We start from the raw sequence: 25,610 nt of genomic DNA on the forward strand, positions 1-25,610 counted from the left end.
GTTGCTCTATATGAAATATTTACCTAATGCGATCGCCAATATTTCCTCAAAATTGGTTACCCGATCTGCGGCTTTGATGATTTTGCTAAGTGCAATTGGCTTAGGGGTCAACGTCAAACCTAGCGAAGCCGCCGAAACACTCAATTTCCAATTTAATATTTTTGAGGTTTCCGTCTCAGTTGATGACTTAGAAACTTTCTCCAAAACAGGCGAATTGCGTGGCGCATTAGACATGGCATCTCGCTATATTTCCGCAGCAGATATGGCAAATTTTCGGCGCATCTTAACTGAAAGAGCAGATATTTCTGTAGTTTTGCTATCACGATTTCTCTACACATCTCAAGGGGAAAGAGCGCTAGATATCCTTGGCACATTTATCAAAACGGGGCCCAATCTATCAGGCAATCGTGCCATTCGTGCTGCTGCGGTTCTAGCGACTGTTGATAAACAGAATGGACTATCGTTACTCAACTTCTTACGCAAATTCCCTACTTCAGATATTTATTTTGACATTCAAGCAGGATTACAAACCGTTAGCGAACTAAGCGATCTACTGCAAAACACTCAGCAGGTAGTGCAGATGGTTAATAGTGAAGCTACTAAACAGGCGAAAGCATCACCAGCGCAATCTCCCAATCAACTACCTGATTTGCGGAATGCAGGAAACAGTAAATGGGATCGATATAGCTTAAAAGCACCTTCTCTCAACAAGAGCTATGAGATTCCATTTTATCTCTTCATTCCTCAATCATCCAATTCCACCACCAAAGCCAAGCTCCCCGCAATCATTATCTATCCTGGACTAATTTCTAGTCGAGAACCATTGCTCTATTTGGCAGAACATCTAGCTTCCTACGGATTTGCAGTAGTTTTAACAGTATCCCCCACTAGTAGTGCCGAGCAATTGGACAAATTAATTATTGGTGTTACTAGTGAGATCGCCCCACCAGAGAGCTTCATCGCCCGACCCAATGATATTACGGCAGTCCTCAATTTCCTAGAAGCATCACCAAACGTAAACAATCCCAATATCGCCAATATTAATTGGAAAAATGTGGGCATGATTGGACATTCCTTTGGTGGTTATGCAGCCCTTGCACTAGTGAGTGATGCTCAGATTCAGTTCTCTGATTTAGAAGAAGTTTGCCAAGGTAAATATAAATGGAATGCTTCTTTGCTCCTGCAATGTGTTGCCCTAGGACTCCCCAAACAAGAATATAAGTTGGGAGATAAACGTATTGCGGCGGCGATCGCAGTTAACCCTGTAACCAGTCACGTACTAGGTAAAGCGGCTCTCAGTAAAATCACGGTTCCAATCGCAATTGTCGGCAGCTCAGGCGATACCTTTGCACCTGTAGCCTCGGAGCAAATCGTCCCCTTTACATGGTTAACTAATCCCAGTCGGTACTTATTACTATTTAATGGCTCAGGTCATACCGCCGTAACTGCCATTACTTCAGGCGATCGCCTCAGTCCCGAAGTGAGTAACGCTTTAGCAGGCGCAAATCCGATCGCTTCACAGGGATATTTGAAGTTGTTAAGTGTAGCATTCTTCAAGAATCACCTAGCCCAAGAGCCTAGCTATGCCGATTACCTAACCACTGAATATTTTGTAAATATCTCTTCCCCCTCCGCACAGGCAAGCCTATTGCGATCGCTCAGCATGGAGCAAGTTGACGCGGCGATCAGTAAATAAAAACTACAGCTTCGACTTCGCTCAGCTACCTTAAGCTTCGACTTCGCTCAGCTACCTTACACCGAGGGCTGAGCGAAGTCGAAGCCCCTCTGCTATTTAAAATGACTATAACTTTATGCAGCAGCTTTGGCAGAAACATCATCTAGCAGAGCGAATAATTCATCTGTTTGAGAAGATGTGAATAAGCTATCAACTCCTTGAGGTGCAAAGTCTGTAAATGGTGATTCATAGAGACTTGCTGCATCGATCGCGCCACGTTCGGTGAGGTAGTCTATGATCATGTTGATAAACTCGATTTGGTTAGCATTTAGAGTTTTATCGGTGAGAAATTTACCAAATTCTTGCTTAGCGACTTCTCGATCTAGTCCAATTAGTGATCGCACAAATAAGCCTAGACCGTGAGATTCTTGCTTAGCACGGTCTAGGTCTTCAGCATTGCCCAAACCGTTTTCCAGCAAGATTGTCTCTAGCTCTGATAGATCGGTTGCTGTGAGTTGTTTATTGTTTCTGAGTTTGAAAATAACCATCTGGTCTTGATGCGATCGCAAAAAGTCTCTAGCTTTAGCTCGGAATTTTTCAAAGCTATCGGATGAGGTGAAGTGAGGTAATTCGACAATCGTTTCATCACCCATCTCGTCCTCAAAATTGGTATAGATCGGTTGACGCTGTTGTTTTTCGATGAGTTTAACTAGACTGCGTAGGCGTTTGCGGACGGCTTCTAGCATGGGCAAGGTTACGTCTTGCCACCATTCATCGGTTTGGATTTCTTGAATTAGTTCTAGTTGGGCTTGGACTAGGGGGATAGATGACTTTTGCTCTAGTAGATTAGCGATCGCCTTAACCTGATCGCGTAGCCGTGTAAATGATGAGTGCGATCGCAAGATAGCTAGTTGTAATTTGAGGATGAGAATGTCAAACCTTTTAATTTCTTCGGCTTCGGGTTCAGTTTGCGCGGGTAATCCTGCAATTTCTTGGCTGAGTTCGTTTAGGTCTTGTTCTGATAGCGATCGCCACACTTCGGGATTATTGTATTTTTCAATAAGTCGTCTCTTGGGGCGCACGATGAAGTTTTCAATATTCATTGCAGCAACCTCTGAGTAAAGGATCTGCGCGATCTGGTTGCGGAGTGATGATTCGGGATTACTTGTTGGATTGTAGGTGGCTCCATCATCTTTTAATTGGGATATACGCTGGCTGAGCGCGATGACCTGAGCTTGTCGAAGGGAAGTCGAAGCCAAAACCTCACTAGCATCTTCTGCTTCGTTTGCCGTCCCTTCGACTTCGCTCAGGGAGCTGGATTTTGATTCACTCAGGGAGCTAGATGCTCTACGCTGGCTGAGCGCGATGCCCTGAGCTTGTCGAAGGGAAGTCGAAGCCAAAACCTCACTAGCATTTTCGACTGCGGCGATTATTTCTTGACTCCCTTCGAGATTTTCTGCTTCGTTTGCCGTCCCTTCGACTTCGCTCAGGGAGCTAGATCTTGATTCGCTCAGGGAGCTAGATGCTCTACGCTGGCTGAGCGCGATGCCCTGAGCTTGTCGAAGGGAAGTCGAAGCCAAAACCTCACTAGCATTTTCGACTGCGGCGATTATTTCTTGACTCCCTTCGAGATTTTCTGCTTCGTTTGCCGTCCCTTCGACTTCGCTCAGGGAGCTAGATCTTGATTCGCTCAGGGAGCTAGATGCTCTACGCTGGCTGAGCGCGATGCCCTGAGCTTGTCGAAGGGAAGTCGAAGCCAAAACCTCACTAGCATTTTCGACTGCGGCGATTATTTCTTGACTCCCTTCGAGATTTTCTGCTTCGTTTGCCGTCCCTTCGACTTCGCTCAGGGAGCTAGATCTTGATTCGCTCAGGGAGCTATATTTTTTGTCTAGCGCAGCGATTAGGTCTAGTCTGGTGGTAAATAGTTGCTTGCCTAGAGACTTAGGGATAGGCGCGTCAATGGTTGGAATATTCTGTTTAAAAAATTCGAGATTTTGGCAGTAGTCGAATAGGTAGAAAAATTGTTTGTCTTGACCATCGCCAAATAGATCGGGGCAAAGACGAGTGCCGCGTCCGACCATTTGCCAAAATTTAGTTTTGGAGCGTACCAGTTTGAAAAGGACTAGGTTAACGACTTCAGGGACATCGATGCCTGTGTCGAGCATATCGACAGAGATGGCGATATGTGGGGCTTTATCCTTTTTAGAAAAGTCATCGATTAGGCTTTGAGCATAGGGAGTTCTATTGGTGATCAGTCGGGCAAATTCACCTTTGAGGTGTGGGTAATTGGCATTAAAGCGGTCTTCGATAAATTCAGCGTGTTTTTGATTTTTGGCGAAGATGATCGTTTTACCAAGCCGATCTCCTCCTGCTACTTTTAAGCCTCTGGTCATCAGATGCTCTAGCACCTTGTCCGCAGTGTCTTGATTAAATAACCACTGGTCTAATGCCCCTGCTTCAATGCGATCGGGAATATTGCCTTCTTCATCCCATTCCAGTGCATCCCATTCATCTTTTTCTGCTTCCGAAAGTTCATCATATTTGATACCTTCCCGTTGAAATTTGAGGGGTACGGATATGGCTTGTGTAGGGACTAGATAGCCATCTTTGACAGCATCTTCTAGTTGATAAGCATCGGTAGGTACACCGTTTTCGAGGTCAAATAAGCCGTAGGTGTTGCGATCGATTTCATCTTTTGGTGTGGCGGTGAGTCCAAGTAGTAAGCAATCGAAGTAATTAAAAATATGACGGTATTTCTGGAAGACAGAGCGATGGGCTTCATCAATGATGATTAGGTCAAAATGTCCGACACCAAAGCGCTTTTGTCCGTTTGTAGTACCGTTGATTAGCCCCATCATCGTGGCATAGGTAGAGGCGTAGACGCGCCCTTCGGTGTCTTTTTCGGTAAGTAGGTTGACGGGTGCGGAGTCGGGTAGATGTTTTTTGAATACGTTGATCGCTTGGTTGACTAGGGAAATGCGATCAGCGAGAAATAGAGCGCGTTTGACCCAGTTGCAACGCATGAGTAAATCGACTAGGGCGATCGCAGTTCTAGTTTTGCCTGCGCCTGTCGCCATGATAATTAGGACTTTGCGCTCTTTGTTCTGCTCGAAGGCTTCGGAGACTTTGCGGATGGCGCGGGCTTGGTAATGGCGGGAGGCGATCGCAGGATTGATGTTTGCCTCGGCGAGAGGTTTCTGGGTGGTGCGGCGTTGGATAAGTAGTTCTAGTTCAGATTTTTTGTAAAAGCCATGTACTTGTCGGGGTGGATAGTTGGTGTTATCCCATAGCCAATGCTCGTAGCCGTTGGTGTAGAAGATGATCGGGCGTTGTCCAAATTGGGCTTCGAGACAATCGGCATAGAGTTTTGCTTGCTGTTGTCCTATCCTTGGGTCTTTTTTGGTGCGTTTGGCTTCGACTAGGGCGAGGGGCTTGCCATCGTTGCCCCAGAGGACATAATCGACAAAGCCTTTACCTGTCTCATTGGGCATTCCTGAGACTTGGAATTCTCTTGCTACGTTTACCGTCCCTTCGACTTCCCTTCGACTCCGCTCAGGGCTGGCGCTCAGGGAGCTAGGTTGTCTACGCTGGCTGAGTGAAGAACTACGCTGGCTGAGCGGAGTCGAAGCCAATACCCCACTAGCATCTCCTGCTGCGTTTGTCGTCCCTTCGTTCCCTGTAATATTTCCTGCTGCGTTTGTCGTCCCTTCGACTTCGCTCAGGGAGCTAGGTTGTCTACGCTGGCTGAGTGAAGAACTACGCTGGCTGAGCGGAGTCGAAGCCAATACCCCACTAGCATCTCCTGCTGCGTTTGTCGTCCCTTCGTTCCCTGTAATATTTCCTGCTGCGTTTGTCGTCCCTTCGACTTCGCTCAGGGAGCTAGGTTGTCTACGCTGGCTGAGCGGAGCCGAAGCCAATACCCATCCTGATTCCTGTAATAACAGGTCGATAAATAGGTCACGGGTTTGAGCTTCAGAATAGTCGTGGGTATCTGGTTGCGAGGTATTCGCTTTTTTGGCTTCGGCGAGTTCGGCGCGGAGGCGTTTTAGTTCATCATCGATCGCATTTTTATCGGCTAACAGTATGGATAGTTTTTCATCGCGATCGCTTAGATCTTGTTCTAGTTTTTTGAGTTGTGCGGCTGTGGTTGCCGTCCCTTCGACTCCGCTCAGGGAGCTAGGTTGTCTCTGTTGGCTGAGCGAGGTCGAAGCCTTGGGTATTAATTCTGGATCAAATTTGAGGGATGGATCGGGTTTGTGGGTGCGTCCGTAGTTGTGGGCTAACCAGTAGGCGACATGAAAAAATTCACGAACTGCATTAATGGCATCGTTGGCGGGGACGGCTCGCTCGTTATGGACTGCGAGGTTGCCTAGTCGGATGATGTATTTGGCTTTGTAAAAGACGGCTTCGCCGACTAGGGTTTTAAAGGTTGGCTCGTGGACTAGGGCGCTGAGGTTGTCTTGATAGGGGAGTCTCAGGGTTGTGTCGTATTTGTATAGCCAATTTACGGTTAGTTCTAGGGCGCGACGGGCATAGAAACAGGCTGTACGCGGATCGCGGTAGGCGGTTCTAAAGGCTTTGTGGGCGGATTCGTAGATTGCGGGAAATTCTGGTTTGAGAAAGGTGAATTGTGCCATGTTTCTATATCCTAGTAAACTGCAATCTATAGCCCGAAAGTTTTAAGAGTATGCTTTAGAAAACCTTGTCTATTCAGCATTTTGAAAACTTGTTAACCTTAATTTAAAAAGTTTATTGCTAGTTTTGAGCTTTAGATGCTGAACGTACTAATACTGATGCTATCTAATCGCTTGGCTCATAATCGACACAAACAATTAGACAAGATAAGAGTTCCTGTAGAGTTTCATCGGATACTTGCCCCAACTGTTTGACAAATCTTTCTGTGGACAGGCTGCGAACTTGTAAGACGTTTCCTGCCGAGTCGCGGTCTAGTTGATTATCTGAACTGGCTTCAATTTTGACCATGAAGGGGCGATCGCTAAATTTTTCTTGCCAGCTTGTAATCGGGATGACAATCCTTAAAGGAATAGAGTTAAAGGATTCAGCACTAATAACTACTACTGGACGGATTTTCTGAAGCTCTTGTCCTCTGGTTGGATTGAGGTCAACTAGCCATATTTCACCACGATTGGGATTACTCATAGCCAATATCCCAGTCTGCGGTGTCGAGTACCGAAAATTCGGTTAGTTCTGGGTCGTTACGAAAGTCTTGGGCGGTTGCGGGGATGTATTGCGCGAGGTACTTATGCCTTTGGGCTAGAGGCAGTTTGGCGATTTGGCGCATGGATAGCTTATTTTTTGGTACAAGTTTTTTGCGAAGGGCTTCGGTGAAGTCGAGGACTTCTTGTTGCTTTTCGGGTGGTAGTTGGCGGATGTTATTTAAGATTGTTTGCTCGATCGCTGTGGTGGTTTGCATGGCTTTTTCTCCATTATTTCTATACTTTAAATGAATTTTATCTAAGCTACAACTCTCCTCTAAAGGCACGATGCTGTAATGAGGCAAAGAGGGCTTCGAGTTGGCTAAGGGATGCGCGATGTGTCGCTTTGAGTTTTTCTACGGCTTCGACTCGTTGAGCAAATTCTTTTTGTAGTTGGAGAGGTGGTATCAAAACGGGAAAACCTTTTAATTGGGTCATGTTGATAGATGCAATACCTGTTGTTTGTTTTGCTGACTTGAGAAAGTAGCTTTTCCCTCTTTTACTGCCAATCAACCACATCAAAAATCTTGGATGCAGTTCATTTAATTTAATGCGAACTCGAAAAATATGATTTTGGTGAATACATTCAGGTAGTTCACCATGCCAAATAGTACCTCTGCCTAACTTATCAGGATCGCCTCCTTCAGTGAGAACTAAATCATTTACTTGCAATCTATAGCGTTCGATTTCATCTTCTTTGGCTTCAATTGTTTTTATTACACTCAGATCAAGTTTGTGATCTTGAACATTAACAACAGCTAAATAAGGAACTTCTCGAACACTCTGACCGTTTAGCTTTCGTCCTTTTGTAATTCCTGAAACTATATCAGCAACTTCTCCTAAGGTTTTGTCTTCATTCCATCCTTTCGGATTTATGACAGGATCGCCGAACATTTCTAGGAAGATTGATTGGGTGAGGGTGTCGAGTTTTGCGATCGCCTCTTTGCGTTTTGATATTAGTGACTGAGTGCGATCGAGTATCTCTGCTATACGTTTTTGTTCAGCGATCGGAGGGAGTTTGATTTTAATCGCTTTAAGATGCGATGGACCAAAATTTTGTTGAGCCGAACCAGTAACTAATTTTGTTATTTGCGAACGAAACTCACGACTATCAAGCCAAAATCTTAGAAATGAAAGCTCTGAAATACCTTCAACTGCTTTAAATCGGATCGTGCTTGTATTTAGACAAAGTGGCAATTGATGCTTTTCTACAAATGCTCCACGAGTCCGCAGCAATCCATCATCATCAAACGATATCCCTGAACTAGCAATTACAAGATCGCCTTCGTCAACTAAAAAATGTGAATATTTCTGTGCTACTTCTTCCTTACTTAAATGGCGATCAGTCTTTTCAAGGTTTAGTGTCCCATTTTTTTCAATATTTCCAACGTTTAAAAGCTTGATTCCTGAGTCTGTAAATTGCCATTTACGAACCCCTGGACCTTCTTGAAACCAATATGCCTCTGAAAGTGGAAGAGATTTATTGCTTTTCATTTCTGCCTCTCATCTAAATTATTCTTACCAAGTGTGTTCCCTTCGACTTCGCTCAGGGAGCAAGTTACTGCTTTATTTATAGATCCGCCTGATCGCCGATCAAAGTAGAAAGCCGTTCCCTGAGCGAAGTCGAAGGGAACATGAACGTAGACAGACCAATTATCCACGCGGCGGGGACTTTTCTGCTTCGTTTACCGTCCCTTCGACTTCGCTCAGGGAGCTAGATAATATCAGATCCCTCAATGACTGAATGCGATCGCCCGATGGCTGAGCGCGATACACTGAGCTTGCCGAAGTGGAGTCAAAGCCATCAACAACGTAGACAGATCAATTATCCACGCGGCGGGGACTTTTCTGCTTCGTTTACCGTCCCTTCGACTCCGCTCAGGGAGCTAGATTTATTGCGATCCCTCAATGACTGAATGCGATCCGCCCGATGGCTGAGCGCGATGCACTGAGCTTGTCGAAGTGGAGTCGAAGCCATCGACAACGTAGACAGACCAATTATCCACGCGGCGGGGACTTTTTTGCTTCGTTTACCGTCCCTTCGACTTCGCTCAGGGAGCTAGATTTTATCAGATCCCTCAATGACTGAATGCGATCCGCCCGATGGCTGAGCGCGATGCACTGAGCTTGTCGAAGTGGAGTCGAAGCCATCGACAACGTAGACAGACCAATTATCCACGCGGCGGGGACTTTTCTGCTTCGTTTACCGTCCCTTCGACTCCGCTCAGGGAGCTAGATTTATTGCGATCCCTCAATGACTGAATGCGATCGCCCGATGGCTGAGCGCGATGCACTGAGCTTGTCGAAGTGGAGTCGAAGCCATCGACAACGTAGACAGACCAATTATCCACGCGGCGGGGACTTTCCTGCTTCGTTTACCGTCCCTTCGACTTATCCACGCGGCGGAGACTTTCGTGCTTCGTTTACCGTCCCTTCGACTTCGCTCAGGGAGCTAGATTTATTGCGATCGCTAGAATTGCTCAGGCAACTGTAGTGTGACTCATTTTGACAAGCCGCAAACTCATGCAGCAAATTCGTGTCACCAGCAATCAGCGCCTGCTTCTTATTACGATTCCAGCCCTGAACCTGCTTCTCACGATAAAAAGCATCCGCCACATGCTCAAAAAACTCACAATACACTAATTTCACAGGCAACTTTTTCGCCGTATACCTTGCCCCCTCACCGCGCTGATGCTGCTCCAATCGCCGCTCCAAATCCGTAGTACTACCCGTATAGTAACTCCCATCCACACACTCCAAAATATACATATGTGCCATAAATCCATTTAAGCTACTTCTTCTAGAAGACCGATGGCTGAGCGAAGTACAAAGCCGTTCCCTGAGCGAAGTCGAAGGGAACAACAACGTAGACAGACCAATTATCCGCGCGGCAGTAGTTTGTCTGCTTCGTTTACCGTCCCTTCGACTTCGCTCAGGGAGCTAGATTTCTATACATAAATCGCCTCAGCCAAAACGCGATCGCTATCCTTGCAAAACCTGCGCCGCCGTCAAAGTCAACTCACCCAATAAAGGCGAATTAATTACCATATCGTCTGTAAACACAAACTCATCATAAAACCCCTCCACCCATTGAAAAAGAGTAACCTTTTGCGCGATCGCATCGACAACCCAATATTCTAAAATTCCCCGCGCTGCATACTCAGAGCGCTTATAGCGATAGTCCCGACTTTCCTGACTAGGACTGACCAACTCCACCACCAACTCAGGCGCAGGCATATCCAACATCACTAGCGATCGCTTTGCCCCCTGCATCACCGCCGCCAACTCCTCAGAAAATATCACCAAATCAGGCACACGCACCCCTACCCTTTGGCTATTTACCGCGATCTCACTCTTCATCCTGAGCCGATAGTAAGGTATGCCCAATTGCAAAAAGTAAGAAAACAAAAAAGACGCAATACGCTGATTGATCTCACTCTCAGAAGCCATTTGTATCAATTCTCCATGCTCCAACTCATACATAAAGTCCGTACCATCATCAAACTCAAGAAACTCCTCAAAGGTGATTTTTTGCGAACTTTCTTGGCTGATCTCTGGAGAAGTTGGTTTTGCGATCGCCATAGTCATCGACTTTCCTTCTATGCGCTATGTAGTAATTATATGAGATGGCTAGCTGAGTGCGATCGCCCGATGGCTGAGCGAAGTAGCAAGCCGTTCCCTGAGCAAAGTACAAAGCCATTCCCTGAGCGAAATACAAAGCCGTTCCCTGAGCGGAGTCGAAGGGAACAACAACGCAGACAGACCATTTATCTCTGCGGCAGAGACTTATCTGCTTCGTTTACCGTCTACCCTTCGACAAGCTCAGGGCAAGCGCTCAGAGAGCTAGATTATCGTTGGCTGAGCGAAGCCGAAGCCAGCAATCCCTCCAACTCCTTCATTCCTTCCTGAATCTCCGCCTCCAACCTCGCCAAATCCGCAATGATATCTTTAGGAGCGCGATGATCGACCTCCTCATGTACCACCTCCTTATAACGATTCAAACTCAAATCATAGCCCTGCGCCACAATATCCGCCTTCGGCACACAAAAACTTTGAGCAGTTCTAGGGCGATCGTATTCAGAACTACGCTGGCTGAGCGGAGTCGAAGCCAAAACCTCACCAGAATCTCCTGCTTCGTTTACCGTCCCTTCGACTTCGCTCAGGGAGCTAGATTTTTGCCGATGGCTGAGCGGAGTCGAAGCCATCGAAGTCGAAGACAAACTACGCCAACGCCTCAACACATCAGGCAAATTATTTTTAGAATGCTCCTCATCCGTCAACGGTGTCACAGGTACAGCCCCCTGCTTATCATCAGACAATAAAAGCGATCGCTTATCATCCAAACTCAAACCATCCGCCTTCACATCATAAAACCAGACAAAATCCGTTCCACCCGAATCCGTTTTTGTGAATAACAAGATCGCCGTCGAGACTCCCGCATAGGGCTTAAACACCCCACTAGGCAAAGAAATCACCCCATCTAACTTCTGCTCTTCCACCAAAGCTTGGCGAAGTTCCTTATGAGCCTTAGACGAACCAAATAGAACTCCATCAGGCACAATCACCGCCGCCCGTCCGCCTGTCTTCAAAAGCCTCAAAAACAACGCTAGAAATAGCAATTCCGTCTTTTTAGTTTTGACAATCTCTAACAAATCCTTAGCCGTATTCTCATAGTCCAAGGAACCCGCAAACGGAGGATTAGCCAAAATCAGCGTATAAGCCCCTTCATCCCCTGCGTGTTCCTGAGCCAGTGAATCCTTGTAGCGAATATCTGGATTTTCCACCCCATGCAACAGCATATTCATACTGCCAATTCGCAGCATCGTGTTATCAAAATCAAAACCATGAAACATCCGATGGTGAAAATGATCCTTGAGCTTGGTATCGCGCAAAATTTCAGGGTAATGCGATCTCAAATACTCATTCGCCATCACCAAAAAGCCACAAGTCCCACTCGCAGGGTCACAAATCACATCCCCCGCCGTCGGAGCAGTTAGCTCCACCATTAACTGAATAATATGGCGTGGTGTCCGAAACTGCCCATTCTGACCAGCACTGGCAATCTTGCCCAACATATATTCATAGAGATCGCCCTTCGTATCGCGATCGTCCATCGGCACACCATCCAAGGCATCCACCACCTTAGCCAACAGCGCAGGAGTCGGAATCGTAAACCTTGCATCCTTCATGTGGTGCGCGTAAGTTGAACCGTCACCACCTAGCGATCGCAAAAACGGAAACACATGATCGTTAACAAGCTCATACATCTCCGCTGCCGCAACGTGCTTAAACCTAGACCAGCGCATTTCATCATAGGCACGTCCCTTATCATCATTTCCCGCTGGAAAAATCCGCCGCTCCATTGGTTTCTTGGTGCGGTTTGCCTTGTTTTCTTCTAGGGTATGTAGCTCATCAAGGCGCTTTAAAAACAGCAAATAAGTAATTTGCTCAATCACCTCAAGCGGGTTCGATATCCCACCCGACCAAAAAGCATCCCAAATGCGATCGATTTGACTCTTAATTTCCCCTGAGATCATAGTTAGCCTGCTTATCTACTTGATTCTAAAAATTCTGGGCAATTAACAGTTTTACACCCTTTTAACAAGCTATTAGATTTTTAACGGGGTACGGAGGTTTGCTTCCCTGCCTTCGGGGAGGAAACAAACCCATACTTCACTAGGCTGGTAAGGCTATTGCGGATAAAAAATGTCCCACCAACGTTAGCTTCGACTCCGCTCAGCTAGCTGAGCGAAGTCGAAGCTAACGTTGGCTGAGCGGAGTCGAAGCCGCTGAGCGGAGTCGAAGCCGCTGAGCGGAGTCGAAGCCACAGGTACTTTAATTAATAGCAAGTCCCTAACCGCTATACAGTTGCAAATCTCACAGCTTGCTTCAGGGATCTTGCTTAACGCTTCTTAACAAGCAAACCTTATTTCTAGATATAACTACCCATAAACTAAACAGTAGTCGTAAAATAGGCAGTTATATAGGTATATAAACTGCAATTTATCAGCAAAATCTTCTAACAGAATTTAAGAAAACGCACGAACTATGGTAGCTACTCCTTCTAAACCCGATGTAAGCCAGTCAACCCAACAAAAGGTTAACGGGACTGGCCGACGCGAAACCATCCTCACTCCACGCTTCTACACCACTGACTTTGAAGCGATGGCAAATATGGACATCTTCGACCTCAAGCCAGACTATGAAGCTATCCTCGAAGAGTTCAAATTTGACTATAACCGTCGTCACTTTGTCCGTACTGCTGATTTCAACCAAAACTGGGATCATATCGATCCTAAGGTAAGAGAGCATTTCCGTGTTTTCCTAGAAGGTTCTTGCACCTCTGAATTTTCAGGATTTTTGCTATACAAAGAAATTGCAGTCAAAATCAAGGACAAAAATCCTCTCATGGCAGAGATTTTCAGTCTGATGAGCCGTGATGAGGCACGTCACGCTGGTTTCTTGAATAAAGCCATGCCAGACTTTGATCTGCAACTTGACCTTTCGACCCTATCAAAAACCAAGAAATACGTTTACTTCGCACCAAAGTTTATTTTCTACGCTACCTATCTCTCGGAAAAGATTGGCTACTGGCGCTATATCAAAATTCACCAGCATTTCCTTGCCCATCCTGAATATCGCATCTACCCCATCTTCAATTTCTTTGAAAATTGGTGTCAAGATGAAAGCCGCCACGGTGACTTCTGCAGCTTGTTGCTCCGCAGTGAAAAGAATAATATCAAGGGTATTAGAGCCAATCTCTGGAGTAAGTTCTTTTTACTATCCGTATTTGCAACCATGTATCTAAATGATATTTGTGTTCGCAATGAGTTCTACGAGTCGATCGGCATGGATACCAGAAAGTATGTCGATGAAGTTCTTCGTGAAACTAATCGTGATGCAGCCAAGGCTTTCCCAGTAATTATGGATTTGGAGAATCCTAAGTTCTGGTCTTGCCTCAAGAAGTGCGAAGAGAATAATGCAAAGCTCTCGAAGATTGATGAGTCCAATGCTCCAGAATGGGTGAAGAAGCTGCAAAAGCTTCCTCTCCTTGCTAATAATGGTTTCCAATTCTTGACCATGTATCTTCAGCCTTCTATTCCTACACCCAAAGGCGTAGTTCTCTAATTACCAAAAAAGAAGCGGTACATAGTACCGCTTCTTTTTTGGGGTAACAAAGCACCGTAATTGCTACGGTGCTTCATTTTTTTAAGCATGAGATACGATGCCTTTGATTGCGTAGCGATCGCTAGTTTGACCGATCGCAAATTTAAATGACTCAGCTACAGTTTTATTAGACTGGGTAGCAAAAATCACAAGTCCCACCATACAAAGTCCTGTAGCGATCGCAAAGATATTTGTGATTCCCACAACTCCAATTAGCTTGCCCATAATTGGACCTGCCACAGCAATTCCCACATCAAAGCCAACCCATGTCATCCCAAATACATAGCCACGCTCTTGAGGAACTGTGCGATCGGCAAGCAAGGCGACAATAGCAGGAATCACAATTCCTGAACCGATGCCCTCAGCAATGCCCGACAACAGAAATTCATAACTTTGGCTAGCGAAATAGATTAATGCCATGGATATGCCATAAAACAGGATCCCAATGGAAATAAAGATGCCACGTCCCCATTCATCACTGAGCCGCCCTACAGGAAAGCGAATGATAAATCCAGACAAAGCCGCCGCCATATAGAATAGCCCCGCATTGAGCGGAATATGCTTCTGTTGCATTAGCAAAGGCATAAAAGAACTGAGAGTTCCAAAAGCTAGCCCAACCAATAAGAGAACGGTAGAAGGTACTCTCACCCTAGGATTGAGGAAAGTTTGCCAAAAGCCTAATTTAGCAGTTGTTTTAGAAGATAGCACTTGGCGATCGCCCTCACGACCAATCTGCATTGTCAGCAATAGCCCTGCCACTGATAGCAATGAAGCTGTGACAAATAGAGGCTGATATCCCCAAAATTCCTGCATTAAACCACCTATTGCGGGACCAAACGCCAACCCCAATGGATTCACCAAACTCATATAGCCAATGATTTCACCACGTTTTTCAATTGGCGCAAGATCAGCAACCAAAGCACTATAACTTGAGGCAAAGGCGGCAATACTAATCCCATGCACTGCTCGAAAGAAGATCAACAAAGGAATAGAAGGCAATAGGGCATAGCATAGGGGAACTACCGCTGCCACGATTAAACCCACACGCATCGTGTAGACTCTTCCTTTCCGATCTGAAAGTCTACCTAAATAGGGACGGAAAATGAGTAAACCGATCGCAAAGGAACCCATAACAATCCCAATTTGGTCATAGGAATGCGTTAAGGTACTGATATATAAAGGAATAGTTGGCAACTGTGATGCCATACTCGACCAGAAAAATAGTCCTGCCCAAAAAACCGCAGTCAGATTTTTGCGAAGGTCAGTATCAAGTGTTGAAAAAGTATTAAAGGACTGCATGTTCTCAAAAATGATCATTCAATGATCACAAAAATATAGAACCCAAGCAATTTGTAATAACTCCATTTGAAAGGAGCTTCCACAAACGGCTTGGGCTAAGATTCGGTACTTATGATTATCTCTTAAGTTCCAAATGAAAAATATCAAGCGATAGGGTGAAATACTTTCCAATTACAAGCTTTGCTAAACAAAGCTTGTAATTGATTTCCTAGTATTTAACTGGAGCGGAAGAACGATCTCGATCGCGGGAAGGGCGACGGGAATCATAGCCGCCATCACGACCACCACCATCACGACCGCCGCCAGAACGACCACCATCACCACGGTAACCGCTTTGACCGCGCTTGATGGGTCTACCACTGTTGTAAGAACCACCATCGCGATCGCGTCCAGAAGGACTATGAGGCTGTTTTGCCAAGACTTGCAATGCAGCTTGCTCAGCCTTATCAGATTGCAATTGGGTATAGGCGAGTTGCAAGGCAGCAGCAGCGATCGCTTGGGGATCGTAATCCTCAACCAATTGCGATACCAAAGGTAAGAAAGAAGCCAAACGCTCACCTGCCAATGCTTCTAGAATTTGCTCAGTAAAGCGACCGATACGGCGTTCTTGAATTTGAGCAATATTAGGCAAAGGCTGAGGAGGAAGAGGCATTCCCACTTGTTGTTCCAATTGACGCAACTTGTAGCGCTCTTTTCCAGAAATCAAGGTAATAGCAATCCCTTTCTTGCCAGCACGACCAGTCCGACCGATGCGGTGAACATAACGCTCAGGATCATCAGGAATATCAAGGTTAAATACGTGAGTCAAACCATCGATATCCAAACCACGCGCCGCAATATCAGTCGCAACTACCCAACGCACCTGTTGATTACGGAAGCGACGCAAGAGATTTTCACGCTGAGACTGTGAAAGGTTGCCATGATATTCATCAACGCTATGTCCAGAGGATTGCAGAATCTCTGTCAGACGACTTGCAGAATCTTTAGTACGAACAAAGATAATTGCCGAAGTTGGCGCTTCATATTCCAAAACAGGCAATAAAGCTTCTTCCTTAGTCAAGTGATAAGGAACAAGATAAATCTGTTGATCGATACGAGTAGGAGTAGAATCCTGAGTCTCTACCTTCACAGTCACAGGAGATTTCAAGAAGTTCTTCACTAAACGCTTGACCGCAGGAGGCATCGTTGCCGAGAAGAAAGTGCTTTGCTTAGTTGAAGGAGTTGTTACCAAGATTCTTTCAACATCTTGAATGAAGCCCATATTGAGCATTTCATCAGCTTCATCTAAAACGAACCAAGCTAGTTTATCTAGTTTTAGTTTGCCGCGCTCCATCAAGTCGATGACTCGACCAGGAGTACCGACAACAACATGAACGCCACGATCCAATTGAATCATTTGGCGATCGATTGCGGAGCCACCATATACAGTGAGAATTTTTGCGCCGGGCTTTGTATTAAAGCTACGCAAAGCCTGTCCGACTTGAATCGCCAATTCGCGAGTGGGTGTCAAGATCAGGGCTTGTAAAGAGTCGTCATTGAGATCCAAACGTTCCAAAATCGGCAAAGCAAAAGCAGCAGTTTTACCAGTACCAGTCTGAGCTTGACCGAGTACATCTGCGCCTGCGAGTAATTGGGGAATTGCTTGTTCTTGAATAGCTGTAGGCTCTGTAAAGCCAATGGATTCGAGCTTAGCAACTCGCGCTTCTGAAATACCGAGAGAAATAAAAGATGAGGGCATGGATGATCCTAAGATTTGCAGCAAATTTGTTCTAAGAACAGTTCGCCTATTCTGCCAATCGCACGCGATAAACAATCAATAACAAAGCCGAAGGACATCTCTGCCCTAAATTTTAAGCAGTTTAAAAAGAGCTTTTTTATGAAAACCTCAGCTTCCAAAGATTAAGATTGCTTTGGATAGTCATGCAATGGGAGAAGTCAGCAAAATGAAGTTAATTGTTTCTAGTATAAACCTATGTTAAAGATTGTAAACAAACTTTTCGAGGATTTATACCTATGGTAAGGGTTAGTTTGAGCCAATAGTCACTGCTGAGACTAGATTTCAAATTAAAATTAGTCATCAGCCAAAAGGTTTTGTTTGGATTGATCCAATTCTGTCCACAGATCCTTGATCTGTTTATAAGCTTCATTGGGTGAGATCTTACCACCAGTTTCTAAGGCACATATGATCGACACGCGATTCGTAAATTCTTGCAAGTTAGCATTAAAAGCTAAATTCTCTGGAGAAAACTCGCCCCTATAACTTGGGATAGGGTTTAAAAACCGATCTTTGTCAATATTAGACATGGGCGTTTAGCCAATAGGTGTAAGCGGGACAGGCTGAGAAGATCTCAAGATCGCAGACGGATGCAGATGTGGGGAAAAGCGATTATTCTGCAACCTGCCCGAATACGCAGGTCATCAACAAAATGTCATCAGACCATCATCTAAGTTGATCAATCTCAAATCATTACCAAATTAATCATAGCAAATTCATATTAAGAAGCTAGTAATCTAGACTACTCAAATACAATTTAATACTGCGTTTCCACCAGTGATTAATTGCAAATGCTCATGATCAGGCAACATTAGTGCTTAATGCTGATTAAGACAATGGAACTTACTTGGCAGCAGTAGCTTTATTGTAAGCAACTGCGAGTTTTGCTTTACGACGTGCACCTGTGTTGCCATGTAACACGCCACGCTTGACAGCGCGATCTATTTTGCTATAGGCAAGAGACTGTTTTGCGTTCACTGCTTCTAAAGCCTCAGGCGTAGGATTTGCCTTATAGGTATCGACCGCTTCTAAATAGCTTTTAATTAGGGTCTTGACGGCTGACTTATATGATCTATTATGCAGACGGTTGCGCTCAGCGATCTGAATGCGCTTTTTTGCGGACTTGATATTTGCCACAGTTTATTCCTTTAACGAAATGACATGGTTTAAAGCATTTATCATCGTAACATTTTGATTAGATTTTGCAATAGTAAAACCAATTTACTTTTTAATCTTTGACTAATCTCTTCCTCAAACGCCAATGACCTATCTGAATTTTGTTTCTTTTTTCGGCATTTTTGGCTTGTGCTTTGTGGCTTGGATCTTTTCTGAGGATCGGCGGGTCATTCCTTGGCGCGTCATTATCTGGGGCATCGGCTTACAATTAGTTCTAGGATTTTTTGTGTTTCAGCTACCTGCAACTAGAGATCTGTTGCAGAGATTTAGCGATTTGCTGAATGCTTTATTTGACTCGGCGGATACTGGGGCAAGATTTGTGTTTGGGCGCTTATTCGTACCACCGACAGGACAGGAGCCATATGCACTGCTGCCTGTGAAGCCTGATGGTACTTGCGCCCCTGGGCAGGTTTTGCTTGATGATCTCACTAGTGCAGCCAATGCGGCGGCGAAGTACTGTACGACAAATCGTTTGTCCTATGTATTTGCATTTCGGGCATTGCCTGCGGTGATTTTTTTCTCAGGTTTTATGGCGTTGCTAGAAAATCTTGGAGTTATCCAAATCATTGTGAATGTATTTGCCAAGATATTTTTCTGGACGATGCGTTTGAGTGGAGCAGAAGCTCTAAGCGGCTCGGCAAATATTTTTGTTGGTATTGAAGCAGCGATCGTGGTTAAGCCTTACTTACCCAAAATGACTCGCAGTGAGTTATGTGCCATTTTGGCTTGTTGTTTTGGGACAGCGGCTTCTTCGACCTTGGCAATTTATACGAGTTTTTTAAAGCCAGTTTTCCCCAATATTCTGGGACACTTAGTTTCAGCCTCGATTATTGCGATCCCCGCCTGTTTTGTACTATCGAAAATCCTTGTTCCAGAAACAGAAGTCCCCTTAACTATGGGTGGGATTCCTAAGGAAGATAAGTCAGCGAAGCCTAAAGATGATGGCGAGCTAGAAAATGCTGGTGGCGAGACGATGAAGCGAATGAGTCCGATGGATGCCACGATTATTGGCGCATTGGATGGTTTGAAGATGGCAGCATCGATCGCTGCAATTTTGATTTTGATCGTTGGCTTAGTGGATCTGATCAATCAAATTTTTGCTTCACTGGCTACTGTCAGCGATATTTTCAAAGTGATTAATCTGCCCAATATCCAAGGCGCTTTGTTTTATCCTTTGACTTTGCTTACTGGAGTATCACTAGATGACTCTTGGACTGCTTCGGTAATTATTGGTCGGCGTTTGTTAGAGACAGCGATTCCACCCTATCAAGCCTTGGCTCAAGCATCGAAAGATGGACTGATTAGCGATCGCACTGTGATTATTGTCAGCTATGCCTTATCGGGATTCGCTCACCTTGCGTCAGTTGGTATTTTCGTAGGTGGCACGATCGCCTTGATCCCATCGCGTCGGCGTGATATTTCTGATTTGGGCTGGAAGGCTCTATTTGTAGGCACATTGGCAACGATGATGATTGCTTGTATTGCAGGGGTGTTTGACGATGGCAGTCCTAGTATTTTGGGAGAGAAGAAAAAAGCTGATCCATCACAGGCTAAACCTGCGGCGACAGTTGCTCCTAGTGCTAACCCGTCAACTTCACCTAGCACCCCTCCTAGTCCATCTCCTAATTCTCCGAGTAGTGCTAATCCTTCCGCTTCACCGACTTTTTCTCCCAAAGCGTCACCTTCATTACGCTAAAACAACGTCAATTCGGGTTAAGTTGGCAAATTTTAAAATCCCAAAAGTAAAAGCCTTGCATAGCAAGGCTTTTACTTTTGGGATTTAAGAGAGGGGTTACTACGCAACCCTTCTCTCAAATCCCGAACTCACGTTAAAACAAAAAAGCCTCGCATCGCGAGGCTTTTTTGTTAGGCTTTTTTAGCGATCGCGATATTGCTGTAGTTCTGATTTTAGTTGAGCAATTTCGGCGCGGAGGTTATCAATAGTTTCTTGTAGTTCATCGGCATCGATATCGCTATCTTCGGTGACTACATTACCCTTTTGTTGCTCAGCCTTTTCGAGAACGGTTTCAACAAAGATACGGATTTGTTCGCGTTGCTCAGCATCAAATTTTCCCAAGGCACTAAGGGCATCGGTTACGGTATGTTCAATGCGATCGATTACAGCCTCAGCAGTGGCTCTACCAATAAAGAAAGCGTCTAATGGAGTTTTGCTCATAATTTTAATTATTGGATCTATATGAATCTAAATTATTAGGTATTAGATTTAACTACTAGTTACCACTCGTCAATTGAAATTGGCTTGGAAGCTGTTTGTCTAACTGCTACTTAAAAATATAGCAATAAAGTTAGAGATTAGAAGGTGTGGTAAATACACAACACTTTTTATAGAAGTTTCCATTGTGCTGTAGGTAAAGCAAAGACTCCTATAATTAAGTCTTTCTACTTATAGCGTTTCCTAGTCTAGTGAATCAAGGAAAGTATTTTCCCTCCAAAGGAGGGAAAATACTTTCCTTGATTGAAAAATGCTATGAGACATATTAAAAAGGAGCTTTAATTTTTGGTTCTTTGTAATCTAGCTCCTTCAGTTTCTTGAGAATACGGCTAAAGTATTCCTGCATATAGGACTCAAGGGTAGTCATGTCTTCTTCCGCAAGACCAAAGATTTTGTAGGTCTCCGTCATGTCGGCATCAAGGGGAATACCACTGGCAAGGACTTCAGCATATGCCATGCGCTCGGCAAAACTCCAACCCCATTCAAAGCCTAGGGCAAACTTACGGGCAAATCGCAAAAGTCCGAGGGGCATATTAGCTGTGCGGCGGGTGCGTCCCGACATTCTTTCGCAGAGTTTGATGATTTCGCTGGGTTGCCATGCTTTGGGACCTGCGATCGCAAAGGATTGCCGTTCAGTTTCTTTAACTTCTAGCGCCCGAATCGCAAATTTGGCGATATCTTGAGTATTCATGTAGGCGATCGGTGAAGATTCGCCGCCAATCCAGATGGTTTGATTTTCGAGGATGGGGATCGCATATTCACCAATCAAGTTCTGGAAAAATCCACAGGGCTTGAGAATGGTGTAGTTGAGATCAGTAGATGCAAGAAATTTTTCAGTACAGTTTTTGATATCCATCAATGGGACAGCAGGATATTTCTCAGCATTAAGGATCGAGAAAAATACAAATCGCTGAACATTGGCTCGTTCGGCTGCTTGGATCAAGGAAACCTTACCCTGCCAATCAACATCTTTGATTCTCAGAGAACCAGTTGCCCTAGTTGTCGCGGCATCAATTACCTCAGTGACACCTTCTAGTGCATCATCAATACTTTCAGGGTTCATCAGATTGCCTGCGGCTAAATCAGCACCCCACTCTCTGAGGAAGCCCGCTTTTTTAGGATAACGAACTAGACATTTAACTTTTAGCCCCCGATCCAGTGCATGACGGGTTATTTGACGACCGAGTGTACCTGTCGCACCTACGATCAGTAAGCTCATAAAATTTTTTTATTAAAATAACTTTGTAAACATATATAAATCTAACAGATATTTGGTGACATCTTTTGGTAAGCGAGACTAGGGATCGCGATATCTGGCTGTAGATAGAGTTGAGAGTCACGCGATCTAAATTTTGAGGTAAGGCAGCACAAAGTACCACCTACCCGCAAAATCACTACATGTTTTTTTGGTAGAGTAGCTTCATTAGCCTAGGGTATACATCACATGACCAGTCTGTTTCTGGAACGTCTTCATAGCAGCGATCGCCCCGTCATTGTCTTTGATGGTGCGATGGGAACAAATTTGCAAGTCCAAAACCTTACCGCCAAAGATTTTGGCGGCGCAGAGTATGAGGGTTGCAACGAGTATCTGGTGATGACGAAGCCTGAAGCAGTCGCCAAAGTACATCGTGACTTTTTAGAGGCAGGAGCCGATGTAATCGAGACGGATACCTTTGGCGGTACGTCGATCGTCTTGAATGAATATAATTTGGGGCATTTAGCTTACGAACTCAGCAAAAAGGCGACAGAATTAGCCAAGTCCGTTGCTGCTGAATTTTCCACCCCTGAGAAACCTCGTTTTGTGGCAGGCTCGATCGGTCCAACCACAAAGTTACCGACTCTGCTACATATTGATTTCGATACGATGAAGGAGTCTTTTATCGAGCAGATCGGAGGGCTGTACGATGGCGGCGCAGATCTATTAATTGTGGAGACATGTCAGGATGTCCTGCAAATTAAGGTCGCACTCAATGCGATCGCTGAATTTTTCGACAAAAAAACTGCCGAAGGCAAACCCCGCATTCCCGTCATGGTTTCGGTAACGATGGAAACTACTGGCACAATGCTCGTCGGTTCCGACATTTCCGCCGTTGTGACCATTCTCGAACCCTATCCCATCGACATCTTAGGGTTGAACTGCGCCACAGGTCCCGACTTGATGAAAGAGCATATCCAGTATTTGAGCGCCCATTCTCCCTTCGTGGTGTCCTGCGTACCGAATGCGGGCTTACCTGAAAATGTTGGTGGACAAGCTTTTTATCGCCTTACTCCCGACGATCTCAAAGGACATCTAGCTCACTTTGTCGAAGATTTAGGCGTGCAGATTATCGGTGGTTGTTGCGGCACAAGACCCGCCCACATCAAAGCTCTAGCCGATGCTGCCAAGACTCTCAAGCCCAAAAAGCGCGAACCCCTAGTCGTTCCGTCAGCAGCTTCCATTTATAGCTCCCAGCCCTACATTCAAGATAATTCTTTCCTCATTGTCGGAGAAAGATTAAATGCAAGTGGTTCTAAGAAAACTCGCGATTTGCTCAATGCTGAGGATTGGGATGGACTAGTCGCGATCGCGCGATCGCAAGTAAAAGAAGGCGCACATATCCTCGATGTGAACGTGGACTATGTGGGACGCGATGGCGTGCGCGATATGCATGAACTAGTATCGCGCCTCGTCACTAATGTGACTTTACCTCTGATGCTGGATTCCACCGAATGGGAAAAGATGGAAGCAGGACTGAAAGTTGCGGGTGGTAAATGTATTCTCAACTCGACTAATTACGAAGATGGGGAGGAACGCTTCTGCAAAGTTGTAAGTCTCGCCAAGCAATATGGCGCGGGGATCGTCATCGGTACAATTGATGAAGAAGGCATGGCGCGAACTGCTGACAAAAAATTTGCGATCGCTTCCCGTGCCTACAAACAGGCGACGGAAGAATTAGGGATGCCCGCCAGTGAGATTTTCTTTGATACGCTGGCTTTACCGATTTCGACAGGGATCGAAGAGGATCGTCAGAATGCTGCTGCTACCATCGAATCAATCCGCCGCATCAAGGAAGCGATGCCCGAAACCCATGTATTGCTCGGCGTTTCCAATGTTTCCTTTGGTTTAAATCCTGCTTCTCGGATTGTTCTTAACTCGGTATTCTTGCATGAAGCGATGAAAGTCGGTATGGATTCATCAATTGTTCATGCTAGCAAGATCGTACCGCTAAATCGCATTCCTGAAAGAGAATTAGAAGTAGCAAGGCAATTAATCTTTGATCAGCGTCAATTTGATGGTGATATCTGCACCTACGATCCCCTTGGCGAATTTACGAAGCTATTTGAAGGAGTTTCGGCAAAGCGCGTTAAAGTCGTTGATGATAATCTCACGATTGAGGAGAAACTCAAAAATCATATTATTGACGGCGATCGCATTGGTTTAGATGACGCACTCACTGAGGCGCTAAAAACCTACGAACCACTGACAATCATCAATCAATTCCTCCTTGATGGCATGAAAGTGGTTGGCGAACTCTTTGGCTCAGGACAGATGCAACTTCCCTTTGTGCTGCAATCTGCCGAAACCATGAAATCGGCAGTTGCTTTCCTAGAGAAGTTCATGGAAAAAGCCGAAGGTTCCAATAAAGGCGTATTCCTGATTGCCACCGTGAAAGGTGATGTTCACGATATTGGTAAAAACCTCGTCGATATCATTCTCTCCAACAATGGCTACAAAGTCGTCAATATCGGCATCAAGCAATCGGTAGAGAACATCATTCAAGCCTATGAAGAATGCAAAGCAGATTGCATTGCCATGAGTGGCTTATTGGTCAAATCCACAGCCTTCATGAAGGATAACCTACAGGAATTTAATAACCGTGGCATCACTGTTCCCGTCATTCTCGGCGGCGCAGCACTCACCCCTAAATTTGTCTATAACGACTGTCAGAATGTCTATAACGGCAAGGTCATTTATGGGAAAGATGCTTTCTCTGACCTAAACTTCATGGATAAATATATGCCAGCCAAGGCTGAAGGCAAATGGGAAGATACTAAAGGCTTCTTAGATGAGAATCTTGCCCTTGACGAGGTGCTAGATTCGGCAGAAAGTGCCACCACTGCGGCTGAGGATAAGGCGAAGAAAGAGGCGGCGCTTGCGGAACGCTATTTAGATACTGGTCGTTCTGATGCAGTTGATATCAACATTCCCCGTCCCACACCTCCCTTCTGGGGAACGAAGATCTTGCAAGGTACAGATATTCCTATTGAGGAACTATTCTGGAATCTCGATTTGCAAGCACTTTTTGCAGGTCAATGGCAATTTCGCAAGCCCCAAGGTCAGCCTCGCGAGGAGTATGATCTATTTCTGCAAGAAACCGTTTATCCAATTCTGCATACATGGAAAGAACGGATCATCAATGAGAAGTTACTAGCGCCAACCTCTATCTATGGCTATTTCCCCGTCCTAGCGGAAGGAAATACGGTCTATGTTTACAATCCTCAAGATATCGACAATATCAAGAACGCGAAGCCAATCAATTCCTTTGTATTCCCTCGCCAAAAGTCTCAACGCCGTCTCTGCATTGCCGATTTCTTCTCACCCAAGGATTCGGGAATCATTGATGTCTTGCCCTTGCAAGCGGTCACCGTTGGGCATATTGCCACTGAGTTTGCTCAAGGACTATTCAAGGCGAATCAATATACCGATTACCTCTATTTTCACGGCTTAGCGGTGCAGATGGCGGAAGCAGTGGCGGAATGGACACATACACGCATTCGTCATGAACTCGGTTTTGGTAGCGAAGATCCCGATAATATCCGCGATATTCTCGCCCAGCGCTATCATGGCTCTCGCTATAGTTTTGGCTATCCCGCCTGTCCGAATATGCAGGATCAGTACAAGCTTCTCGATCTGCTCGATGCCAAGCGTGTTGGTTTGGAAATGGATGAGAGCGAACAACTTTATCCTGAACAGTCAACTACTGCATTGATTGTGCATCATCCTGTGGCTAAGTACTTCAGTGCTTAAATCGATTAAAAGTCATAAGTAGGAAGTCTTAATCATTTGTAGAATGCGTTAGTGTAACG

Annotated in this window: 21 protein-coding genes; 5 read left to right on the forward strand and 16 right to left on the reverse strand. The window is 45.2% G+C overall.

Features of this window, described 5'->3' with window-relative positions; all coding sequences use genetic code 11:
- Positions 1-10: 10 nt before the first annotated feature.
- Positions 11-1,696, forward strand: a complete 1,686-nt coding sequence (locus tag HC246_RS08955) for an alpha/beta hydrolase (RefSeq protein WP_169363085.1) — start codon at positions 11-13, stop codon at positions 1,694-1,696.
- A gap of 113 nt (positions 1,697-1,809) precedes the next feature.
- Here the strand turns inward: HC246_RS08955 and HC246_RS25480 are convergent, their stop codons facing one another.
- From HC246_RS25480 to HC246_RS09005, 9 genes are all read right to left on the reverse strand, one after another.
- On the reverse strand, positions 1,810-6,315 hold the full coding sequence (locus HC246_RS25480) for a DEAD/DEAH box helicase family protein (protein ID WP_211167658.1): 4,506 nt from the start codon (positions 6,313-6,315) through the stop codon (positions 1,810-1,812).
- 163 nt (positions 6,316-6,478) lie between these two features.
- Positions 6,479-6,838, reverse strand: coding sequence for a type II toxin-antitoxin system PemK/MazF family toxin (locus HC246_RS08970; protein WP_169363086.1), 360 nt, complete (start codon positions 6,836-6,838; stop codon positions 6,479-6,481).
- Complete coding sequence (locus HC246_RS08975; protein ID WP_169363087.1) at positions 6,831-7,112, reverse strand: DUF2281 domain-containing protein; 282 nt, start codon at positions 7,110-7,112, stop codon at positions 6,831-6,833. Before HC246_RS08975 ends, HC246_RS08970 begins: the two co-directional genes overlap by 8 nt.
- 46 nt (positions 7,113-7,158) lie before the next feature.
- On the reverse strand, positions 7,159-8,388 hold the full coding sequence (locus HC246_RS08980; RefSeq protein ID WP_169363088.1) for a restriction endonuclease subunit S: 1,230 nt from the start codon (positions 8,386-8,388) through the stop codon (positions 7,159-7,161).
- A gap of 331 nt (positions 8,389-8,719) precedes the next feature.
- Positions 8,720-8,872: a hypothetical protein gene (locus HC246_RS08985; RefSeq protein WP_169363089.1), complete on the reverse strand. Its 153-nt coding sequence runs from the start codon at positions 8,870-8,872 to the stop codon at positions 8,720-8,722.
- Positions 8,873-8,892: 20 nt separating this feature from the next.
- Positions 8,893-9,045, reverse strand: coding sequence for a hypothetical protein (locus HC246_RS08990; protein WP_169363090.1), 153 nt, complete (start codon positions 9,043-9,045; stop codon positions 8,893-8,895).
- A gap of 20 nt (positions 9,046-9,065) precedes the next feature.
- Complete coding sequence (locus HC246_RS08995; RefSeq protein ID WP_169363091.1) at positions 9,066-9,245, reverse strand: hypothetical protein; 180 nt, start codon at positions 9,243-9,245, stop codon at positions 9,066-9,068.
- A gap of 40 nt (positions 9,246-9,285) precedes the next feature.
- A complete protein-coding gene (locus HC246_RS09000; protein WP_169363092.1) occupies positions 9,286-9,672 on the reverse strand; it encodes a GIY-YIG nuclease family protein in 387 nt (128 codons plus the stop codon).
- 204 nt (positions 9,673-9,876) lie between these two features.
- Positions 9,877-10,482, reverse strand: a complete 606-nt coding sequence (locus tag HC246_RS09005) for a Uma2 family endonuclease (protein WP_225902931.1) — start codon at positions 10,480-10,482, stop codon at positions 9,877-9,879.
- Between the two features lie 33 nt (positions 10,483-10,515).
- Here HC246_RS09005 and HC246_RS09010 point away from each other — a divergent pair, with 33 nt between their 5' ends.
- On the forward strand, positions 10,516-10,803 hold the full coding sequence (locus HC246_RS09010; protein ID WP_169363093.1) for a hypothetical protein: 288 nt from the start codon (positions 10,516-10,518) through the stop codon (positions 10,801-10,803).
- Here the strand turns inward: HC246_RS09010 and HC246_RS09015 are convergent.
- Positions 10,743-12,431: a type I restriction-modification system subunit M gene (locus tag HC246_RS09015; RefSeq protein ID WP_169363094.1), complete on the reverse strand. Its 1,689-nt coding sequence runs from the start codon at positions 12,429-12,431 to the stop codon at positions 10,743-10,745. The genes HC246_RS09010 and HC246_RS09015 overlap by 61 nt on opposite strands.
- A gap of 511 nt (positions 12,432-12,942) precedes the next feature.
- On the opposite strand from HC246_RS09015, the gene acsF reads away from it, so the two are divergent.
- A complete protein-coding gene (gene acsF / locus HC246_RS09020) occupies positions 12,943-14,022 on the forward strand; it encodes a magnesium-protoporphyrin IX monomethyl ester (oxidative) cyclase (protein WP_169363095.1) in 1,080 nt (359 codons plus the stop codon).
- 81 nt (positions 14,023-14,103) lie between these two features.
- Here acsF and HC246_RS09025 read toward each other — a convergent pair whose 3' ends face one another.
- The 4 genes from HC246_RS09025 to rpsT all read right to left on the reverse strand — a co-directional run bounded on the left by HC246_RS09025 (position 14,104) and on the right by rpsT (position 18,271).
- Complete coding sequence (locus HC246_RS09025; RefSeq protein WP_169363096.1) at positions 14,104-15,360, reverse strand: MFS transporter; 1,257 nt, start codon at positions 15,358-15,360, stop codon at positions 14,104-14,106.
- A 208-nt stretch (positions 15,361-15,568) separates the two neighbouring features.
- The gene (locus HC246_RS09030) at positions 15,569-17,098 is read right to left on the reverse strand and encodes a DEAD/DEAH box helicase (protein ID WP_169363097.1); all 1,530 of its coding nucleotides are present in this window, start codon (positions 17,096-17,098) and stop codon (positions 15,569-15,571) included.
- A gap of 332 nt (positions 17,099-17,430) precedes the next feature.
- Positions 17,431-17,664 carry a DUF7219 family protein gene (locus HC246_RS09035; RefSeq protein ID WP_169363098.1) on the reverse strand — a complete coding sequence of 78 codons (234 nt, stop codon included), beginning with the start codon at positions 17,662-17,664 and terminating at the stop codon, positions 17,431-17,433.
- 313 nt (positions 17,665-17,977) lie between these two features.
- Complete coding sequence (gene rpsT / locus HC246_RS09040) at positions 17,978-18,271, reverse strand: 30S ribosomal protein S20 (RefSeq protein WP_126389201.1); 294 nt, start codon at positions 18,269-18,271, stop codon at positions 17,978-17,980.
- A 124-nt stretch (positions 18,272-18,395) separates the two neighbouring features.
- Between rpsT and HC246_RS09045 the strand changes: the two genes are divergently transcribed.
- Entirely contained in the window at positions 18,396-20,006 is a 1,611-nt protein-coding gene (locus HC246_RS09045; protein ID WP_169363099.1) for a NupC/NupG family nucleoside CNT transporter, read from the forward strand.
- A gap of 180 nt (positions 20,007-20,186) precedes the next feature.
- Here HC246_RS09045 and HC246_RS09050 read toward each other — a convergent pair whose 3' ends face one another.
- On the reverse strand, positions 20,187-20,486 hold the full coding sequence (locus tag HC246_RS09050; RefSeq protein WP_169363100.1) for a DUF6825 family protein: 300 nt from the start codon (positions 20,484-20,486) through the stop codon (positions 20,187-20,189).
- A 322-nt stretch (positions 20,487-20,808) separates the two neighbouring features.
- Positions 20,809-21,762 (reverse strand): NmrA family NAD(P)-binding protein, encoded by a 954-nt coding sequence (locus HC246_RS09055; protein WP_169363101.1) that lies wholly within the window; start codon positions 21,760-21,762, stop codon positions 20,809-20,811.
- Positions 21,763-21,987: 225 nt separating this feature from the next.
- Here HC246_RS09055 and metH point away from each other — a divergent pair, with 225 nt between their 5' ends.
- Positions 21,988-25,551, forward strand: coding sequence for a methionine synthase (gene metH, locus HC246_RS09060; RefSeq protein WP_169363102.1), 3,564 nt, complete (start codon positions 21,988-21,990; stop codon positions 25,549-25,551).
- Positions 25,552-25,610 lie beyond the last annotated feature (59 nt).

It is taken from the genome of Pseudanabaena yagii GIHE-NHR1 (genome assembly GCF_012863495.1).
Classification (GTDB): domain Bacteria; phylum Cyanobacteriota; class Cyanobacteriia; order Pseudanabaenales; family Pseudanabaenaceae; genus Pseudanabaena; species Pseudanabaena yagii.